This window comes from Cohnella sp. GCM10020058 (assembly GCF_042683485.1).
Taxonomy (GTDB): Bacteria; Bacillota; Bacilli; order Paenibacillales; family Paenibacillaceae; genus Cohnella.
Window position 1 is genome coordinate 51,679 of record NZ_JBHUJV010000020.1, and the last position, 19,715, is coordinate 71,393.

Below are 19,715 nucleotides of genomic sequence, written 5' to 3' on the forward strand. Positions count from 1 at the left end.
CGCGACATGGGACGAAATACATGCAAATATGCAGGTAAATCCAAAGCATAAGCCGTAAATCGGCTAATGGAGGAAAATAACTGCGCATTTGCATCTAACTTGTCCAAAAGGGGCGAGATCGGCCGAAATGGATGTATATTTGCAGGCATTGGCGAAAGGACGGCGGGCGACGAGAGACCAAACTCTCGGAACAGGTGGCTGTTGAGCTATCGATCGGCGTTCGCTCGAATTCAGTTTTTGAATATCCGCAAAAACCGAAGTACCCGATAGAGCTATCTTCCTCAGACGGGTTTCTTAGGTAGGCTGTTATCCATTCAGCCGTCGGGATCCGTCTGTCAGAATGGTAGCTAGCTCTAGCTAGCGTGGCGAGGCAAGGATCGCTGACTATAGCCCACTAAAACGTTCGCTAAGGCAGCCACTGAAGCGGGCGCTATAGCAGCTTCTCAGGCTTTCTCCTGGATCGGGTCGCTGACAAGACCTTCCTCGCTCAGCTCGCTGCCGGTCTTGACACGTTCCATGTCGCGTCCTAGGCGCTTCAGATCGTCGAAATCCTGCACCATCGAGCCGTTCATCGCTTCCTCGACCGGGCGCGTCTCGATCGGGCCGGAGGGTCTGCTATCTTCATCAGGCCGGTAAGCGACGCTCTGGCGTTCCGTCTTGTCAGGCTGATTGCCGGTGCCTTCCGCTACGTCTTCCCGCAAGTCAGGTTGTTTGGGTTCTTTCAACTGGATCGCCCCTTTACGAAAATTCGCACAGACAAAAGCCAATCCCGAGCGGGGCTCGGGGTTGGCTTTTGAAGGTTATTCAGTTCGGCTTCGTGGATTCCTGAAGGGATCCGGTAATGTCGTCCTTGGCGGAGCTTATGCCGTCCTTCGCGTTCGACAGTGCCGATTTGGTCTGGCTGATCATATCCGAAGCGGATTGGCCGACTTTGGAGGCCAACTCCTGGGTCTTGGTTCCGGTTGTGGAAGCCCATTCCTTGGATTTATCCATGGACTTGCTGTATGCGTTCATCAGATCCTGGCGCGTCTCTTTACCGGGTTTCGGAGCCAGAAGCAACGCTGCCGCTGCGCCAACTACGCCGCCGATTACAACACCTTTTACCATTCCTGCCATGTGAATTCCTCCTTGTAATGGCATCGCCATTTTGTTATATGTGTTAACGTCCTGCATGAGCTTTTTTACCCGGGCGAGTACGCGCTGAATCATTGCGGACTTTTCGCAAGGCGCGCTTTAGACTACAATAGGTAGCAGATGATCAAAGAGGGCGAGGACGTTCATGGAATCACAAGAATACGGCGGCAGCCTGTCTTCGTACAGCTGGAGCCGCAGCGAATCCGAGCGGGACAGAAGGCCTTGGGGCAGGATCGATTTTATTCTGATCGGGATTCTGATGCTCGTCTCGGCCTGGTTGTCGCTTCACGACCTGGGCAACCGGCATGCGCCTCAGACCTTTTGGCGGCCCGACGTATCCGGAGAAGGATTCGTGGCGGACTTTGGGGAGACGCGCCAGGTCGGCCGCATCAGTCTGTATGAGGGACCGGGCGCAGCAGGTGAGACGCAGATCGAATCGTCTACCGACGGCATCCATTGGTCGCCATATCTCACGGTCGAGCACAAGACCGGACGGGTATTCACCTGGATGGCGGAGGACAAGCCTGTCAGTGCGCGGTATATGAAGTTTACGGCCAAGCGCACCGGGTACAGTCTGTACGAGGCCGGCTTTTTCGAGGCGGATACGAAGGCGCGAATCGCCATCGCGAATATCGAGCCTGCCGGAACCAAGGGAGAGACCTCGGCCGGCGGCGGAGAGCAGGTTTTCGACGAGCAGGACGAAGCGCCTTACCGGCCGGACTATCGCAACAGCATGTATTTCGACGAGATCTATCACGGTCGTACCGCTTACGAATTCATCCATGAGATCCAGCCCTACGAATGGACGCATCCGCCGCTCGGCAAGTGGCTGCTCACGTTCGGCATTCGTCTGTTCGACATGACGCCGTACGGGTGGAGGTTCATGGCGGCCGTGTGCGGCACGCTGATGGTGCCCGTGTTTTACGCAGCGGCCAGGGCGATGTTCCGCAGCACGAGGTATGCATTCATCGCGGCGCTGCTGCTGGTGCTGGAAGGCTTCCATCTCGTCCATTCGCGGATGGCCAACGTCGATATTTTCGGCGTGACCTTCACGATATTGATGTATACGTTTATGTACAAGTACGGAGAGAAAAAATGGGAAAGCGGCGGCTTCGGCCGAAGCTTCGGCTATCTGGCGCTGTCCGGCATCTTTTTCGGATGCGCTTCGGCTGTCAAGTGGAACTACATGTACGGCGGCGCGGGCCTTGCCGTCCTGTTGTTCCTGGCGCTCTTCAGGCGCTGGCGCGAGTCCCGCTGGGAATATGGCAGCTCGTATTTCAAAAAACTAACGCTGACGCTTTTGTCGTGCGTAATCTTGTTCGTGGTCGTACCTGCGGGGATCTATGCGGCTTCGTACATTCCTTATGAGAAGGCGACCAAGGCGGACGACGGACTAAAGGATCTGCCGCGCTACCAAAAGGATATTTACAATTATCATAAAGGCGTCAAGGAGAAGCATCCGTACTCGTCCAAATGGTATACGTGGCCCGAGATGCTGCGTCCGGTCTGGTACTACGGCGGCAAGGATCTGGCGAAGGGGGATGCGCAGAGCATCGCGGCCATCGGCAATCCGTTGATCTGGTGGGGCGGCTTGGCGGCCATGCTGCTGTCCTGGTGGCTGGGCGCGCGCAAAAGGGACAAGGCGGTGCTGACGATCGCGGTCATGTATTTGTCGTTTTACGTGCCCTGGATGGTATCGCCGCGCAGTATTACCTTCCTGTACCACTACTTCCCGATGGTGCCGCTGCTGATCCTGTCCATCGTGTGGATGCTCCGCTGGCTGGAGCAGCGCTGGTACTATGGCAGGACGTTCACCGTGCTCGTCATAGCCGGAGCTGCCGTATTGTTCGTCTGGTTCTATCCCGTCCTGACCGGCATGACCATCAGCCGCGAGTGGATGAACTTCGGCATACGCTGGCTGCCGAGCTGGGGATTCTGATCGATATTCGTCCTGAAGTTCAGGCAAGCTGAGGAGGGAGCCGCATGGCTGCTGTGGTGACGCTGTCCGTCGTCGTCCCGATGTACAACGAGGAAGAAGTCATTGAGACTACCTATGGGAAATTGACCGAGGTGCTGGAGGCGACCGGGGAGAGCTACGAGCTCGTGTTCGTTAATGACGGCAGCCGGGACAGGACGGCCGCCATCGTGCGCGGGATCTGCGCCCGGGATGCCAGAGTGAAGCTGCTGGACTTCGCCCGCAACTTCGGCCACCAGATCGCCGTGACAGCGGGGATGGACCACGCTTCGGGGCGAGCTGTCGTACTGATCGACGCGGATCTGCAGGACCCTCCGGCATTGATCCCGCAGATGCTGACGCTCTGGCGCGAAGGCTATGACGTCGTCTACGGCAAGCGGATCTCGCGGCAGGGCGAGACCTGGTTCAAAAAAACGACCGCCAAGTGGTTCTATCGCACGCTGGCGGCGATGACCTCGGTCAACATTCCGGTCGATACCGGCGACTTCAGGCTCATGGACCGCAAGGTTTGCGACGCGCTGAGCGGCATGCGCGAACGCAGCCGCTTCATCCGCGGGATGGTGGCCTGGGCGGGCTTTCGCCAAATCGGTCTCGAGTATGCGCGCGAAGAGCGTTTTGCCGGCGAGACCAAGTACCCGCTGCGCAAGATGGTCCGGCTGTCGCTGGACGCGATTACCTCCTTTTCGACCAAACCGCTCAAGCTCGCCGGCATCCTCGGATTCCTGCTGTCGGCTGCGGGCTTCATTTACCTGATCGTCGTCATTTGCCAACGCATCTTCACCGACACGACGACCGCGGGATGGACGTCGCTTATCGTCATCAGCCTTTTTTTCCACGGGATCACGCTATCGCTGCTCGGCGTGCTGGGCGAGTATATCGGCCGCATCTACGAGGAGTCCAAGCGGCGCCCGCTGTATCTGGTGTCGGACAAGCTGAACTTCGAGGGGACGGAGGACGTTTCCCGCGCGCCTCGGGAGCTCACGCCTTACGAGCTGCGCAGATGATTGCGCCGTAATCTATAAAAAAGGGACATCGCGAGCGCTATACGCGCTCTGCCATGTCCCTTTTTTTGCTGACTTATTGCGCTCGCTGAATGGCGTCATCGCCGTCCTTCCCGGCCGCCTCGCGCAGCAGCTCGATCATATGGCGTATCGCGGGATCGCGCCATTTTTTGCGGTGAATGACGATCTGGGTATAGAAGGTGATGTCCGGGTGCGAAAAAGGAAGCCGGATCAGCCTGCCCTCCTCGAGCTCCCGTACGACTGCGATCCGCGGCAGCAATCCGATGCCGAGGCCATAGGACACGCACTGCTTGATCGCCTCGAGGCTGCCGAATTCATGGTGGACGTCGTACGCGACGCCGTGCTTGCCCAGCAGCTTTTCGAACGCGTTGCGATAAGTGCACGTATGCTCGGTCGCGATATAAGATTGACCGTTCAAGTCTGCGGCGCAGATCTGGACGGCCTGCTGCAGCCGGTGACCCGGGCTTGCGACGAGCACCAGCTCCTCCTCGCGCAGCTTGATCGTCTCGATGTCCTCTTCCTGGATCGGCTGGTCGAGGACGATGCCCAGGTCGATCTCGCCGGCCTTGATCAACTGCAGAATCTGGGTCTCCGTGATCGGATGAACCTGAAGGTTGATCTCTGGGTAGACGCGGCGGTATTGATGGAAGACTGGGGGCAGGAAGTAGGAGAAGAGCGATTCGATCGTGCCGATGTCCAGATGTCCCTTGGCGGGTCTGGAGATCAGATGCTTGGAGCTCTCGTACAAAGCCAGAATCTGCTCGAACGTATCGCGCAGCTGCTCGCCTGCCGAGGTCAGACGCATCGATCTGCCGAATCGCTCGAACAGGACGACGCCGTACTCCTGCTCCAGCTTCTGGATATGCGTCGTGACGCTGGACTGCACGTAGCCCAGATTCTCGGCCGCCTTGGTGAAGCTGTGGCAGCGCGCTACTTCAATGAACGACCGGATATAAATAAAGTCCATACTTGCCACCACCTGTCTGAGGGCGGATCAGTGCCTGTGCAGCGAGCCGAGCAGCATCAGCGCCAGCCAGTAAGCCGGAGCCTGCGGGCGGGGGCGCTTCGTCTCGTGCGGGTGACGTTCGAACGCCCATCGCCGCTCGTTTTCTTTGACCGCGTTATCCCATATTCTATAAGCCGCGTGGTCCTGGATCAACAACTAAATCGCCCCCTCGGTCTTTTGTTGAGGAATATCTTATCATCCTCGCTGTACCGGGGGTTATCGAGCGATTTGCATGCCGATTATCGATAATATCGATGGAAACGCCATCATTGGAGCGCCAGCGATATGAATGTGCGGCACCCGGAGCAGGGCAAGGCAGGGCATGGCAGGCAAGGCAGGCAGGCAGGCAGGGCAAGGCAAGGCAAGGCAGGGCAGGCAGGGCAGGCAGGGCATGGCAGGCAAGGCAGGGCATGGCAGGCAAGTCCGGGCAAGTCCGGGCAATTCGGCTCAGGAACGCAATGTGTCGGTCCGGTAGCCCGTCGGCGTCGCGCCGAAAGCGCGTCTGAACTGCTTGGAAAAGTACAAGGCGTCTTGAAATCCGACGGAGGAGGCGACCTGCTCGACCGTCAGCTCGGGCCGCTCCCGCAAGAGACGCTTGCCGCGGTCGATCCGGATGCGCGTCAGAAAAGAGATCGGCGTCACGCCGGTATGCCGCTTGAACAAGCGGGACAGATAGGCCCGGTTGTAGCCGAGCGTCTCCGCCATCGCCTCGATCGACACCGGCTCGGCGTACTGGGTGGCGAGATAGCCGATCACCTGCCGGACGAGCTCTTCGCCGTGCGTGTCTGCCATCGGCGGCTGCTCGGCACGCTCGGCACCGTCGGTCATCAAGGAAGCGAGCAGGAGATGAAGCAGGCCCGCGGCTTCTAGCGATGCCGACGGACTCCGCGCGCGGAAGGAATCGTAAATCTCGCGGCATCGCTCCGCAGGCGACAGCACGTCGCCGCTGTCGACGACGAGGCGCTCCGCGCCCAGGCCGGCCTCGGCCAGCAGTTGCTCCGCCCGGTCTCCGGCGAAGGCGACCCAACGGTAGCGCCAGGGGTCGTCCGCATCCGATTCGTAGCTGAACAGGCGCTTGGGCCGAATCAGGAATGTGTGTCCGGGGCCGAGGGCGTGAGTTCGGCCTTCGGTCTCGAAAATGCCGTGTCCGGAAATCACATGGTGCAGCAAGTAGTAGTCGACGACCTTCGGACCGACGCGATGCATGGGCCGGGTCTGGCTTTCGCCTGCGAAAAGAGCGGCAAGTCCCTGGGGAAGCGTTGGTGCGGGATTGGAGGCAACACGGTAGTCGGGCGTTTGGGTCATGGGGATCCGGTCTCCTTGTTATGCTTCTAATTGCGATTGTACCGCACGAAGTCACATTTCTCCATAGAGACCGCATTTCATGCCATTTCCCGTTCGCGCCTTCCGGCGTTATACTGGAAGTAAATCGCAGCCCTAATTCAGGAGGAATCCCATCATGCCTCATTATCCGACGCTTCGCGAACAATTCATTACCCGCCTCGGCGAGGGCGAGTCCGATATCCGCATTTTCGCTGCGCCGGGCCGCGTGAACCTGATCGGCGAGCATACCGATTACAACGGAGGCGCCGTGTTCCCCGCAGCGCTGACGTTCGGCACGACGCTGCTGATCCGGCCGCGCGAGGACCGTCAGCTGCACCTGGCGTCCACGAACTTCCCGCAGTCGCGGCTCGTCCCCGCGGACGATCTCGTCTTTTCCGAAGAGGACGATTGGACCAACTATCCCAAGGGCGTCGTCTGGGAGCTGGCGCAGCGAGGCATCTCGCTGTCGCGGGGTTACGACATCCTCTATCACGGCGAGATTCCGAACGGCGCGGGGCTGTCTTCGTCCGCTTCGATCGAGGTCGTCACCGCGTTTGCGCTGCTGACGCTCGAAGGTCGCAAAACGGACACGGTGGAAATCGCGCTGTGGTCGCAGCATGCGGAAAACGAGTTCGTCGGCGTAAAGTGCGGCATCATGGACCAATTCGCGGTCGCCAACGGGCGCAAGGATCATGCCATCCTGCTCGATTGCGACACCTTGAAATACGAGCTCGTTCCGTTCGAGTCGGGCGATTACAAGCTCGTCATCGGCAACACGAACAAGCGCCGCGGACTCGTGGACTCCGCTTACAACGAGCGGCGCGCGCAGTGCGAGACGGCGGTCGCCGATCTGAAGGCGGCGTTTCCTGAGTTGACGTTGCTGGGGCAGCTTACGCTCGCCCAGTTCAATGAGCATGCGCATCTGATCGCCGACGAGACGGTCAGAAGACGCGCGCGGCACGTCGTAGAGGAGATCGACCGCGTCGGCCGCTCCGTGGAAGTGCTGCGCCAGGGAGATCTGTCCGCCTTCGGACAGCTGATGAACGCGTCGCACGACTCCCTGCGCGACCTGTACGAGGTGACGGGCGCGGAGCTGGACGCGATGGTGGCCGCTGCCCGCGAGGTGCCTGGCGTGCTCGGCTCCCGCATGACGGGCGCAGGCTTTGGCGGCTGCACGATCTCGCTCGTGTACAAGGATCAGGCAGAGCGCTTCATCGCCGAGGTTGGCGAAAAGTATAAGGCTGCGACGGGATTGACGGCAGATTTTTACGTATGCGACATCGGCGACGGCGTGCACGAAATCAAGGAGGCGAACTGATATGGCGGTATTGGTGACGGGCGGAGCGGGCTATATCGGCTCCCATACGGTGGCGGCGCTGCTGGACAAGGGCGAAGAGGTCGTGGTGCTGGACAATCTGTACCAAGGGCACAAGGAAGCGCTGCTCGGCGGCAAGCTGTACGAGGGCGATCTGCGCGACGAAGCGGTGCTGGAACGGGTTTTTTCCGAAAACGAGATCGACGGCGTCATCCACTTCGCGGCCAACTCGCTGGTCGGCGAGAGCATGACGAATCCGGGCAAATACTACCATAACAACGTGTACGGAACGCTCGTGCTGCTGGAGGCGATGAAGAAGGCGGGCGTCTCCCGCATCGTATTCTCCTCGACCGCGGCGACGTACGGCGAGCCGGAGAAGGTGCCGATCGACGAGTACGACCGCACCAAGCCGACCAATGCCTACGGCGAGACAAAGCTGGCCATGGAGAAGATGATCTCCTGGTTCGACGTCGCACACGGCATCAAAAACGTCTCGCTCCGCTACTTCAACGCGGCGGGCGCCCACGAGAGCGGCAAGATCGGTGAGGACCATACGCCAGAGTCTCACCTGCTCCCGCTCGTGCTGCAAGTCGCGCTCGGACAGCGCGAGTTCATCTCGGTGTTCGGCGACGACTATCCGACGGAGGACGGCACTTGCATCCGCGACTATATCCACGTCAGCGATCTGGCCGACGCGCACATCCGCGCCCTGGAACGACTGCGCGGCGGCGGCGAGAGCGCCATTTATAATTTGGGCAACGGTACGGGCTTCTCCGTCAAGCAGGTGATCGACGTTTCCCGCGAGGTGACCGGTCATGCGATTCCCGCGAAAATCGTGCCTCGCCGCTCGGGAGATCCTGCGGTGCTGATCGCTTCGTCGGAGCGGGCCCGCACGGAACTCGGATGGACGCCGAAGTTCGCCGATCTGCGCCCGATCGTCGAGAGCGCCTGGGCTTGGCATTCGGCGCATCCGAACGGGTACGGCAAATAAATGGCTGACGGCGGCGCGTAGCTAGAGGCGATTGGACATTTGGCGAGTGCATATATCGAGTGAGTGCATATCGATCGAGTGCAACGTCTCTCGCCTAGCGCGCCGCACCGGGCAACAAGCGAAGCTATAGCAGACGAAGGGATGACGCGAAATGAGCAACAAGGGCGAGACCGCGGACGCGAGCGGCATGACGGAGGCGCGCAGGGACGAGGTCGGTTCGTTAATCCGCAGATTGGTGCACTTCGCGCTCAGGCGCGGCATGATCGGCGAGCTAGACGAGGACTACGCGCACAACGCGCTGCTGGATTTGTTCGGGCTGGCGGGACCTGCGGGCGGCGGATCGCTGCCGGAGGGAACGCTGGACAGCCCGGTGCCCGTGCTGGAGCCGCTGCTGGACGCTGCCGCCGCGCTCGGCCTGATCCCTGACGACACGACGACGCAGCGAGATCTGTTCGATGCCCGGATTATGGGGCTGCTGATGCCCCGTCCTTCGGAGACATCGGCGACGTTCGACCGGCTGTCGGCCGCGGACGGCGTGCGCGCGGCGACGGACTGGTTTTACCGGCTGAACATCGACTCCAACTACATCCGAATGGACCGGATCTCCAAAAACGGCTATTGGCTGCACCCGACGGACGACGGCGAGCTGGAGATCACGGTCAACTTGTCCAAGCCGGAGAAGGACCCGCGGGAGATCGCGCTGCTGCGCAGCCTGCCGCAGACCAAAGCCGAATATCCGAAGTGCCTGCTCTGCCGCGAAAACGTCGGCTATGCGGGCAGGCCCGATCATCCGGCGCGGCAAAACTTGCGGATTCTCCCGTTGATGCTGCGGGGCGAACGGTGGTTTTTCCAATACTCGCCTTACGTGTACTACAACGAGCACAGCATCATCCTGCGGGGGGAGCACGTACCGATGCGGATCGTTCCCGAGACGTTCGAGCGGCTGCTGGACTTCGTGGACGCGTACCCGCATTACTTTGTCGGCTCGAATGCGGACCTGCCGATCGTGGGCGGCTCGATTCTGAATCACGATCACTTCCAGGGCGGCAGACATGTGTTCCCGATGGAAAAGGCGGGCGTGGCGGGATGGGCGACACACGGCACGGAGCGCGCGGTGCGCGGGGGCATCGTACAGTGGCCGATGTCCGCGCTGAGGCTGCGCAGCACGGACCGGGCGGCGCTGCTGCGCACGGCCGATCGGGTGCTGGCCGGCTGGCGGGCTTATAGCGATCCGGAGGCCGAAGTGTACGCGGCGAGCAGCGACGTGCCGCATAATACGATCACGCCGATTGCCAGACGCGCGGAGGGCGGAGAGTACGAGCTCGACCTCGTGCTGCGCAACAATCGCACGAGCGAGGAGCACCCGGACGGCATCTTTCATCCGCACCGGGAGCTGCATCATATCAAGAAGGAAAACATCGGCCTGATCGAAGTGATGGGCCTTGCGGTGCTGCCGGGACGTCTGGACGCGGAGCTGTCCCAGATCGCGCTGCTGCTGACGGGCGAGACCGCCTACGATGCCGCGGCGATCGGCGGCGGTCAGGGCGATGCGGCATCGCATCCGCTCGCGAAGCACGCGGGCTGGATCGCGGAGCTCGTCGCCGCGCACGGCACGGCGCTGGCGCCGGAAGCTGCGCGGGCTGCGCTGCAGGCGGCCGTGGGCGACAAGTTCCACGCCGTGCTGCGCGACGCCGGCGTGTTCAAGCAGGACGCCGCGGGCCGGGCGGCGTTCGGCCGGTTTCTGGCGACGGCAGGCTTCGAGCCCGGCGGCGCGAAGTAGGCTGTATGCGGCTTTGAGCATAGCAAAAACGCCTTTGTTGCCTGGCGGCGACGAAGGCGTTTTTGCTGTAGGGTTTGGCTGCTTGGCCTGCACGGCATGCAATAATAGTCCGTGACATCTGTATGACGCTCAAAGCCTCGACAGCCTGCGAATAAAGATGTGCGACATCGTTATTGCGCCCGGGTCGCTTGTTTGCCTGCAAATAAGGATATGCGACATCGTTATTGCGCCTGAATCGCCCGATTGCCGACGAATAAGGATGTGCGACATCGCTATTGCGCCCAAATCGCCTGATTGCCTGCGAATAAGGATGTGCCACATCGCTATTGCGCCCGAATCGCTTGTTTGCCTGCGAATAAGGATGTGCGACATCGTTATTGTGCCTGAATCGCCTGTTTGCCTACGAATAAGGATGTGCGACATCGTTATTGCGCCCGCATAACTCGATTGCCTGAGGATAGAGTCTGGCACAACTCTACTGCATGCACACTATCCGTTTCACTGCGAATAAGCGTCTGGAGCCTCTCTATTACGCCCGCTTTTAATCCGCCTGTTATCCGCCAGTCAATCGTCAGTCATCCCCAGCCCACGCAAAGGCTCCATTTAACTCCGCAGTTTGCCCAGCTCCGACACGAGCGCTTCGACCTCGCTGATGCTGAATCGGTCCTTGGAGGCGACCATGTCGTAAATATCCTTGAGATCCTCGTATCGATCGGCGTTGAAGTGCGACGCCTGCATCGCGGCCCCCGAAGCCATCCTCAGCTTCGTCTTGATCGCTTCGATCATATATTCTACGTTCTCTTGTGTCGGCTTGGTCAGATCCATTCCTGCAGCATCCTCTCTCGATATAAGCTCACCCCATTGTATCACAGCGCAGCCCGCTCCGCGCTGGCATAACCGGACGGCGCATGATACGCTGTAACCTGAACAAGCCATCATCGAAAGGAGCAGGACGATGACCGCGAACCGCGTCCCAGGCGCATCGCCTCTATTTTTTGCAGCCTCGGGCGCGAACGAGCTCGAGCGTTTTTTTAGAAGCGCGTTCGAACGCCATCCCGGAGAGCCGATCGTTTTTCTCTGCATCGGCACGGACCGCTCCACCGGGGACTGCCTCGGTCCGCTGGTCGGCACGATGCTGGAGGAGCGCGGCGTTGGCGACGTGATCGGGACGCTGCGCGAGCCTTGCGACGCGGACAGGCTGGGACGCGAAGCGTCCGCGCTGCCCGCGGATGCCGTCGTGATCGCGATTGACGCTTGCCTCGGACGACCGGAGAACGTCGGCAGATTTTTACTGGGAGAAGGACCGCTTCAGCCGGCAAGGTCGGTAGGCGGAGCGCTCCCGCCAGTCGGGGACTATAGCGTCGCGGCCGTCGTGGGCGAATTCGGTCCCAAACCGTATATTACGCTCCAGACGACTTCGCTGTACGCCGTCATGGAGATGGCGAAGCGGATTGCCAATGCCGCAGCAGCCGCGCTTTACGGCGTTCGTCCCGAAGCATTCGGCGCGAGCGAAGCCGCACAGGGCGCGGCTGCATTTGAGTTCAAGAACGATCGTTCGTTAAAATAAATAAAAACCGCGGAAGGATGTGCACGATATGGCTCGCAACCGATTGACATTAAAAAACGGTCTGGAAGTCTCGTATTTGGACGAGGGACAAGGCGTCCCCTTGCTGCTGCTCCATGGCTATTGCGGCAGCGCAGGTTATTGGGACGACGTGCTGCCGCTGCTGTCGGCCCACGCGCGGGTCATTGCTCCCGATGCGCGGGGCCACGGAGAGACCGCGGCGACCGAAGGGACGTACACGATGGAGCAACTCGCGGAGGACGCGCTGCAGTTGCTGGACGCTTTGAATATCGGGCAAGCGCTCGTGCTGGGTCATTCAATGGGCGGCTATACGGCGCTGGCGTTGGCCGAGCGTGCGTCGGACCGGCTGCTGGGGCTCGGTTTGCTGCATTCCACGACATTTGCCGACGACGACAATGGCAAGGCCAACCGGGAAAAGGTGGCGGCTCGCATCTCCCGGGAGGGCATGCAGGGACATATTCGCGATCTCGTACCGAAGCTGTTCTCGCCGGATAACCTGGCGCCGCTGCAAGCGCAGGTCGACAGGGCGTTGTCGATCGGCTTTGGCACATCCGCCGAAGGCGGCATCGGATCGGCGCTCGGCATGAGGGAGCGTCCCGACAGGCGCGGCGTACTCGAAGCGCTCGAGGCGCCGATATTGCTGCTCGCGGGCGAGTCCGACAACGTGATCGGTCCGGACAAGCGGTTTCCGATCGACGGTCAGAATGTGACGCATCGCTTGCTCAACGGAGCGGGGCACATGGGCATGATGGAGCAGCCGGCTGCCTTCGCCGAAGCGATCCTGGCATTCGTCGCCGCAGCGAAGCGAGGCGAAGCCGATGTTTGATCGCGACTATTTCATGCGAATGATCAATCAGATGTCGGTCGCCTTCGGCGCGTTGATGGGACTCAAGCAGCAAGGCAAGCATGAGGAAGCGCTGCTGCTGATCGACGAGTTCATGAGCAAAGAATTGCGCATGCGGGCCAGGCTGGCGCTCGGACTGTCGGATGCGGATCTAATCGCGATGTTCGGCGGGGGAGGACGTTCGGATGCCGAGGCGATCGGGGCGATCGGCGCCTTTTTGCAAGAAGAAGGCGACATTCTGGCGGACATGGGACGCGAAGCGGAGAGCTTGCTGCGCCTGGAAAAGGCATTGCGCTTGATCGGTTACGTGCTGCGCACGCACGGCCCGGTCGAAGGGCTCGATTTGGAGCGGCGGATGGAGCGACTGGTCGAAGGACCGGCGCGTCTGGACGGCTCTGCGCTGACGCTGCGCGCAGCCTGGGAATGGCAGGAGCACGACGGACGGTATGCGGATGCGGAAAACAGCCTGTACGATCTCTTCGACGCCGGCGATGCCGGCACGGAAGAAGGTTTGTCCTTCTATGAACGGCTGCAAACGCTGGATGACGAGGAGCTGGGGAGCGGCGGACTCTCGCGCGACGAGCTGCGCGAAGGCGTCCGTCAGTGGAACAATCTGACGAAGGAGACGGCATCATGAGCGCGGAGACGATAACGGAGGAATTGAACGCCCTCGTCCGGGGAGCGATTGAAGAGGGCAAGCTGATTCAGGCGACCGTCAGCCAGCCCCGCAGCAAGTCGGAGGAGACGCGCAAGATCGCCGTCCGCCCCGTCCTGCTGAAGGGCGAGCTGCGCTACCAGTTCGAACGGTTCGCCGGCGCGAAGGCGCTTCATCAGAACCTGGCGCCCGGCGAAGCGGCGGACGAGCTGCTGCGCCTCGTCGAATGCGATTACCGGCAGGCGCTGCTGAAGACGTCTGAGAACGACATACAGATTCTCGTCAACAAAAAAGGCAAAGCCGCCGTTCTCCGCGGCGCGCCGACGGCCAAGACAGCGGGGGGCGTCCTTGCGGCGCCGCCTTCGCACAACCGGACCAAAACGTATGTGCTTCCCGAGGGAGAGCCGGTGCCTTTCCTGGAAGCGCTCGGCGTCATGACGCCCGAGGGACGGGTGATCAAGGCAAAATACGATAAGTATAGGCAGATCAACCGGTTTCTCGAGATGGTGTCCGACGTCATCTCGCATTTGCCGACCGACAGAGAGCTGACGATCGTCGACTTCGGCTGCGGCAAGTCTTATTTGACGTTCGCGCTGTATCATCTGCTTGCGATCAAGGAACGTCTGCCCGTGCGGATCATCGGACTCGATCTAAAAGCAGACGTCATCGAGGACTGCGCGAAGCTGGCCGACCGGCTGGGTTGGGACCGCCTGCGATTCGCGGTTGGCGATATCGCGGATTATGCCGACGCCGACCGGGTGGACATGGTCGTGACGCTGCATGCCTGCGATACGGCGACGGACGCCGCGCTGCTCAAGGCATTGGGCTGGCAGGCTTCGGTCATCTTGTCGGTGCCTTGCTGTCAGCACGAGCTGATGCGCCAGATCGAACAGCCGGTGCTGAAGCCGCTGCTGCGGCACGGTATTTTGAAGGAAAGATTCTCCGCACTTGTCACGGATGCGGTGCGTGCTCAGCTGCTTGAGGTATCGGGCTACAAGGTGCAAATGCTGGAGTTCATCGATTTGGAGCATACGCCCAAAAATCTGCTGATTCGTGCTGTCCGCAGCGATTCGCCGGTCTCCGCACAAGCCTTGCAGGATTACGAGAAGTTCCGGGATTTTTTGTCCATTTCGCCTTATATGGAAAATAATATGGAATTAAAGTCGAAAACGAAATAAATTAAAAATGTTATATTTACAAAGTTTGCCATTCGTCTTGTCGGCAAAATCCCGGCTATGTTAGAATGAATCAATTACCCCAGGTTAAAGGGTTAGTCTTTCCATGAAAAGGTGAGCCGATTGGAATTTCTACGGCCAGACTTTCTGTTATTCGTTTGTCTGTTTGTGCTGCTCGGCCTTTTCATTGCCTTGAATCCGATTTCCAGAACGCACAAGGTTTATCTGGCATTTCATTTTATTATGATGCTCTGGCCGCTAGGACAGGTCGGCGTGCGTTCGACGGATATCCCCTCCTACCAGCATTTCTACTTGACCGTTTCCTTTGTCGCGCTTAGTTTGCTTGGGCCAGGCTGGCTCGCGTTCGTGCTGTTCCTTACCAGGCGCACGCATTATTTGCGAAGGCCGCTCCGATTGCTCGCGTTTCTCATGCCAGCGTTTCTTTGCGCGGCGTCCGCGATCGTCAATCCGTTCGGCCAATTCCTGAAGCCGGAGGACGGGCAATACGGAGACCGGGAATACGGTCCACTTTTTTGGATCATGACTTTCGTTCAATTCGCGTATTTCTTTATCGCGCTTCTCCATATGTTCAACGCTCACCGGACAGTGCGCTCGCTCAACGAGCGCAAGCAGCTGGCGACATCCTTGCTCGGCATGTTCGTGCTCACGGTGTTCGCGGTACTCGATCTGCTGTTCAACGTCGTGCTGTCGCCTTGGCTGGGCGTGGTTCAAGGCCTTACCTCGGCAGGCATCGTCTTGTCGGACATCTGCTTCGTCATTGCGATTTACAGGTACGGCGTGTTCGATCTGGTCGATACCGCCAAACACAAGATTTACGAACAGGTAGAAACGGGAATCATCGTTATCGACGAAGGCTGCAAGGTGTTGGACTTCAACCGAAGCGCCGTCGGCTTCGCGCAGCCCGTGAAGGGAGAGACCTTCGATCTGGAGCGATTCTTGATGGCCGGGCAGCCTGCGAACGACGTGAGCGATTTTCTGTTCAGATACAGGCATCACCCCGGGGACAGAATCCGCACGGAGATTTTGTTGACGGACGGTCCCTACAGATCGGTCTCGCTGCAAATATCGCCTCTCCTGGATCAATTCAAGAGTCTGCAGGGCCGGATCGTCGCCTTCTTCGACGTCACCGAGCAGCGCAAGCTGATCGACGAGATGAACGAGAAGAACGAGGCGCTTCACGAGCGGAACCTGGAGCTGATCGCCATGCAGGACGAGCTGTACCGCGTCAACAAAAAGCTGGAACAGGCTGCGATTACGGACGGTTTGACCGGTTGCTACAACCGTACCTTTTTCCAGCATTACGTCGAGCATGAAGCCTTTCTATGCAAGCAGCGCAACGTTCCTTTTTCCATTTTGCTGTTCGATATCGACCACTTCAAGCAGATCAACGACCGGTACGGCCATCTCACCGGCGACGAGGTGCTCCGCGCGACGGCCGAAGCCGTGCGCTCGACGCTCAGAAGTTTCGACTTGCTGGCGCGGTACGGCGGCGAGGAGTTCACCGTCTTCCTGCCGCAGACAAGCCGGGAAGAAGCGCAGAAAGTGGCAGAACGCATCATGGCTTCCGTGCTTAACAACAAAGTGCGGGTCGCCGGCGAGACGATATGCGTCACGATCAGCATGGGGATCGTTACAGACGAGACCGATGAAGAGTCCGCAGCGGCATCGGATAACGGCACGGGCTCCGCTGACATCGGAGACGTCTTGCAAGCGTTATTTTCCAAGGCGGACGTTGCGCTCTACAAAGCCAAAAACGAAGGGCGCAACCGGGTCGTCGTCTCGTAATACCATGAGGCAGTGAGAAGGAGCGATCGGCAAATGGATCATCGCGGACTCCTGACCGGACTGGCCGCCGCTGCGCTGGTAAGCGCGGCCGTCGGCGCGGCGGGATTGGCACAGCGGTATATGGCATCTACCGGGAACTATGCGTTGTGGGAAGCCGCAGGCTTCGCGCTTGTCCTGTTCCCTGCCTTCGGCTTGCTCGGCAGACGATACGACCGGTTGAAGCGGCGCGCGGACCGAGACAGCTTGACCGGCTTGTGGAATCGCAGCTTCGCACATCGCTGCATCGTCGGCCTCCTGAAGCAGGCCGCGGCGCGGCGCAAGCGTCTGGCGGTTATGCTGATCGATCTGAACGACTTCAAGCTGATCAATGACGGACTGGGGCATGCCGAAGGAGACAGAGCGATCTCGCTGGCAGCCGCCGCGCTGGAGGACGCTGCCGTCCGCGGCGAGATCGTTTGCCGCTGGGGCGGCGACGAATTTTTGCTGTTATGCCCTTACGCGGACCGGCAGGAAGCGGACGCGCTGAAGCGCGCGATCGACGAGCGCATGGAGAGCTTGTCCCTGCACAGCGGGTTCGTCTTGTCGGCGTCTTGCGGGTACGCCTTCTATCCGGACGACGGTACGACACTGGCGGAGCTGTCGTCTTCGGCGGACCGGCGTCTGTATGACAGTAAGCGTCAAGCGAAGCTTCAGCCGAAGCCGCGCAGGCTCGAAGCATAAATAATGGCCCCGGATCTTCGTCCGTGCAGCTTATACCCTTTTCGTAGACGGCAATCTTCCGTCTGGCAGAGGGTTATTCGCATTTGCGAAGGGTGGAGGAGAGGGCCTTGCTTGCGGCCGGCCGTCAAAGCCGCTACGCTAGAGACATAACGCTGACCGAAGCAGGGATTTTACATGATCTATAAAGGTATTTTGCGGCTGTCGACCGTGCTTGCCGGCGGCCTGCTCTTCGCTTTCTTTTTATGCTGGGCCGCATACAGGCAAGGACTCTTCTACGACGCGGATCTGTATGGCGCGGAGGCGGCCCTGATCGTCTTGGCGGCCGTCGCCGCTGTCGTGTCAGCGTTCGGGTCTGGACGAGCCCTTTCTTGGTGGGCGCTGGCGCCGCTGGGTCTGGCGGCCGCCTACGGCTGCGCCTGGCTGGCGGGCCCTGCTTCCGTCAAGGGAACGGCGGACAGCCTGCTGCGATGGTGCGCATATGGCGCCTGGCTGACGCTGGCGGCGCTGCTTGCAGCAAGGCGCGGCGGAAAAGCGGCGGGCCACGCCGCCTTGCATGCCGCAGGCCTGTTCTTCGTATGGGGCGGGCTGGCAGGCTGGTACGGCTGGATTCGCTATCCCGACATCGTCTATCGGTCGTCGGATGCCGCTCTGTCGATGACCGGCGCACGGTTGGCCGGGTTTCTTCAATATCCCAACGCTTGCGGTGCCGTGGCAGCCTTTTTCGTACTTGCGCTATGGCAGCTGCTCAACCGGCCTGGACGCGCGGCAAGCGCTTTTGCGGCCGTCTCGCTCGTGCCGGCGTTGACCGGGCTGCTGCTGACCGAGTCGCGCGGCGCCATGCTGGCGATTGCCGCCGCAGGGGGCGTGTCGCTGCTCGCGGCTTATCGCCGGGAACGCCGAGGCTACGGCCTCGCGGCCGCAGGACTTGCCTTGCTCTGCGCCTCAATTGCAGCCAGGTTCGCATTCGATGCGATGGAGGCGGGGACGCCGAGCGACGGCATCTGGGCGCTTGTCGTTTCGACGGCGGTATTTGTTGTGACGGTGCTGGCGCTGCGATTGCCGGAGGTACTCCGGAAGTCGGAGGGGGTGGCCGGGCTTCGCCGACTGCTGACCGGGATATGGGGCGGAGCGGCTGTTTTTGCGATCTGCGCGATAATCGCATATCTGTTGCTTGCTTCCGGCAGCGGCTCGGGCGGACGTGCGGAAGGCAACCTGGAGACGGCCGGCGCACGCACGCTTTACTATGCTGACGCGCTGCGCATGTTCGCCGACCGCCCGCTGCTGGGCGCTGGAGGAGAGACATGGCGGATGCAGGTGGGCTTGTACCAAGGCGGACCTTATATCGGAAACGAGGTGCACAGCGGCTACCTGGAAGTGCTCATCGATACGGGCGCGCTCGGTTTTGCCGCTCTGCTTGCCATGCTGATCGGCTTCGCGGTTATCCTTTGGCGGCGCAAGGGAGGCAGGCAAGCTTGGGGACCCGCAGCGGCTCTGTTGCTGCACGCAGGTGTCGATTTTGATTGGTCCTACGCTTATATTTGGCTGCTGCTGCTCTTCTGGCTGGCGCTGCATTTGACTCTTCCGGCGCGGGAGCCTGCGCCGACGCGACCGCTGACGTCCCTGCGCGGCGGCGTAGCTTGCAGGACGTTGCGCGCTGCACGGCTGGTCGTTCCGGCGCTGCTGCTGCTTGCAGTTGCGATCGCCGTCGCGGCGCCGGCCGTCCGCTATAAGTCGGCGGCCGGTGCGTACGCAGCTGCGCAAACGGCCAGAGGCGATACGGCGAAGCTTGCGCTGCTACGCGAAGCCCAGCGGCACAACCCGCCGTGGAACCGGCCGCGCCTTGAAGCTTCGCAGCTGCTGCCCGTGGCCGAACGTGCCGATTGGCTGCTTGCCGGGCTGCGCTATGAGCCGCATTCGCCAACGGTGCATTACGCGCTCGGAATGGCGTACGCGGACGCGGGCGAGGTTGGGGAGGCGGAGACGCATCTGCAGGAGGCGCTGCGCCTTGCGCGCTACGACCGCGATTCGCAGAATGCGGTCATCGCCAGGTTCGCCAACCTCGCGCAGCAACTGAAGGATGAAGGAGACGAAGAAGGCGCCCGTCGCGCCGGACTCGCGGGCGTCGGTTTTTTTGAACGGTACAAAGCGCTGTACGCGCGGCAATACGCCGGCAAGTCTAATCCGTGGTCAGGCACCGAGCTGTTCGTCTCCGCCAAGGTCAACGCCGCGAGATGCGCCATTTTGGCCGGTCGCCGCGATAAAGCGGAGCCGTGGCTGCAGGAGGCGCTGCAGGATGGAGACGCGGATTGGCAAAGAGAGGCACAGACCTTGCTTGATTCCGCAGGCCAATAAAAACAGACCCGGCAGCATCCGCATCTTTTTCG

General features: G+C 60.6%; 18 protein-coding genes. 12 read left to right on the forward strand and 6 right to left on the reverse strand.

Annotation, left to right across the window (positions count from 1 at the left end):
- Positions 1-443: 443 nt before the first annotated feature.
- Both ACFSR7_RS32725 and ACFSR7_RS32730 read right to left on the reverse strand, forming a co-directional pair.
- Positions 444-725 carry a hypothetical protein gene (locus ACFSR7_RS32725; protein ID WP_378168853.1) on the reverse strand — a complete coding sequence of 94 codons (282 nt, stop codon included), beginning with the start codon at positions 723-725 and terminating at the stop codon, positions 444-446.
- 79 nt (positions 726-804) lie between these two features.
- Positions 805-1,116, reverse strand: a complete 312-nt coding sequence (locus tag ACFSR7_RS32730; protein WP_378168854.1) for a YtxH domain-containing protein — start codon at positions 1,114-1,116, stop codon at positions 805-807.
- 163 nt (positions 1,117-1,279) lie between these two features.
- Between ACFSR7_RS32730 and ACFSR7_RS32735 the strand changes: the two genes are divergently transcribed.
- Positions 1,280-3,073 (forward strand): glycosyltransferase family 39 protein, encoded by a 1,794-nt coding sequence (locus ACFSR7_RS32735; RefSeq protein WP_378168855.1) that lies wholly within the window; start codon positions 1,280-1,282, stop codon positions 3,071-3,073.
- Positions 3,074-3,117: 44 nt separating this feature from the next.
- The gene (locus ACFSR7_RS32740) at positions 3,118-4,113 is read left to right on the forward strand and encodes a glycosyltransferase family 2 protein (protein ID WP_378168856.1); all 996 of its coding nucleotides are present in this window, start codon (positions 3,118-3,120) and stop codon (positions 4,111-4,113) included.
- A 73-nt stretch (positions 4,114-4,186) separates the two neighbouring features.
- Here the strand turns inward: ACFSR7_RS32740 and ACFSR7_RS32745 are convergent, their stop codons facing one another.
- The 3 genes from ACFSR7_RS32745 to ACFSR7_RS32755 form a co-directional block, all read right to left on the reverse strand.
- The gene (locus tag ACFSR7_RS32745; protein ID WP_378168857.1) at positions 4,187-5,098 is read right to left on the reverse strand and encodes a LysR family transcriptional regulator; all 912 of its coding nucleotides are present in this window, start codon (positions 5,096-5,098) and stop codon (positions 4,187-4,189) included.
- Positions 5,099-5,125: 27 nt separating this feature from the next.
- Positions 5,126-5,293, reverse strand: a complete 168-nt coding sequence (locus ACFSR7_RS32750) for a hypothetical protein (protein WP_378168858.1) — start codon at positions 5,291-5,293, stop codon at positions 5,126-5,128.
- 291 nt (positions 5,294-5,584) lie between these two features.
- Positions 5,585-6,442, reverse strand: coding sequence for an AraC family transcriptional regulator (locus ACFSR7_RS32755; RefSeq protein ID WP_378168859.1), 858 nt, complete (start codon positions 6,440-6,442; stop codon positions 5,585-5,587).
- A gap of 154 nt (positions 6,443-6,596) precedes the next feature.
- Between ACFSR7_RS32755 and ACFSR7_RS32760 the strand changes: the two genes are divergently transcribed.
- From ACFSR7_RS32760 to ACFSR7_RS32770, 3 genes are all read left to right on the forward strand, one after another.
- A complete protein-coding gene (locus tag ACFSR7_RS32760) occupies positions 6,597-7,778 on the forward strand; it encodes a galactokinase (RefSeq protein ID WP_378168860.1) in 1,182 nt (393 codons plus the stop codon).
- Position 7,779: 1 nt separating this feature from the next.
- Complete coding sequence (gene galE, locus ACFSR7_RS32765; protein ID WP_378168861.1) at positions 7,780-8,766, forward strand: UDP-glucose 4-epimerase GalE; 987 nt, start codon at positions 7,780-7,782, stop codon at positions 8,764-8,766.
- A 151-nt stretch (positions 8,767-8,917) separates the two neighbouring features.
- Complete coding sequence (locus ACFSR7_RS32770; protein WP_378168862.1) at positions 8,918-10,546, forward strand: UDP-glucose--hexose-1-phosphate uridylyltransferase; 1,629 nt, start codon at positions 8,918-8,920, stop codon at positions 10,544-10,546.
- A gap of 603 nt (positions 10,547-11,149) precedes the next feature.
- Here the strand turns inward: ACFSR7_RS32770 and ACFSR7_RS32775 are convergent.
- The gene (locus ACFSR7_RS32775; protein WP_378168863.1) at positions 11,150-11,371 is read right to left on the reverse strand and encodes a DUF1128 domain-containing protein; all 222 of its coding nucleotides are present in this window, start codon (positions 11,369-11,371) and stop codon (positions 11,150-11,152) included.
- A gap of 130 nt (positions 11,372-11,501) precedes the next feature.
- On the opposite strand from ACFSR7_RS32775, the gene yyaC reads away from it, so the two are divergent.
- The 7 genes from yyaC (at position 11,502) to ACFSR7_RS32810 (ending at position 19,683) form a co-directional block, all read left to right on the forward strand.
- Positions 11,502-12,113 (forward strand): spore protease YyaC, encoded by a 612-nt coding sequence (gene yyaC, locus ACFSR7_RS32780; protein WP_378168864.1) that lies wholly within the window; start codon positions 11,502-11,504, stop codon positions 12,111-12,113.
- Between the two features lie 28 nt (positions 12,114-12,141).
- Positions 12,142-12,957, forward strand: a complete 816-nt coding sequence (locus ACFSR7_RS32785) for an alpha/beta fold hydrolase (protein WP_378168865.1) — start codon at positions 12,142-12,144, stop codon at positions 12,955-12,957.
- Positions 12,950-13,612, forward strand: a complete 663-nt coding sequence (locus ACFSR7_RS32790) for a DUF6483 family protein (RefSeq protein ID WP_378168866.1) — start codon at positions 12,950-12,952, stop codon at positions 13,610-13,612. Before ACFSR7_RS32785 ends, ACFSR7_RS32790 begins: the two co-directional genes overlap by 8 nt.
- Entirely contained in the window at positions 13,609-14,808 is a 1,200-nt protein-coding gene (locus ACFSR7_RS32795) for a class I SAM-dependent methyltransferase (RefSeq protein WP_378168897.1), read from the forward strand. Before ACFSR7_RS32790 ends, ACFSR7_RS32795 begins: the two co-directional genes overlap by 4 nt.
- Positions 14,809-14,928: 120 nt before the next feature.
- Positions 14,929-16,611 carry a histidine kinase N-terminal 7TM domain-containing diguanylate cyclase gene (locus ACFSR7_RS32800; RefSeq protein WP_378168867.1) on the forward strand — a complete coding sequence of 561 codons (1,683 nt, stop codon included), beginning with the start codon at positions 14,929-14,931 and terminating at the stop codon, positions 16,609-16,611.
- Between the two features lie 33 nt (positions 16,612-16,644).
- On the forward strand, positions 16,645-17,331 hold the full coding sequence (locus ACFSR7_RS32805) for a GGDEF domain-containing protein (protein ID WP_378168868.1): 687 nt from the start codon (positions 16,645-16,647) through the stop codon (positions 17,329-17,331).
- 174 nt (positions 17,332-17,505) lie between these two features.
- Positions 17,506-19,683: an O-antigen ligase family protein gene (locus ACFSR7_RS32810; RefSeq protein ID WP_378168869.1), complete on the forward strand. Its 2,178-nt coding sequence runs from the start codon at positions 17,506-17,508 to the stop codon at positions 19,681-19,683.
- Positions 19,684-19,715: the final 32 nt, after the last annotated feature.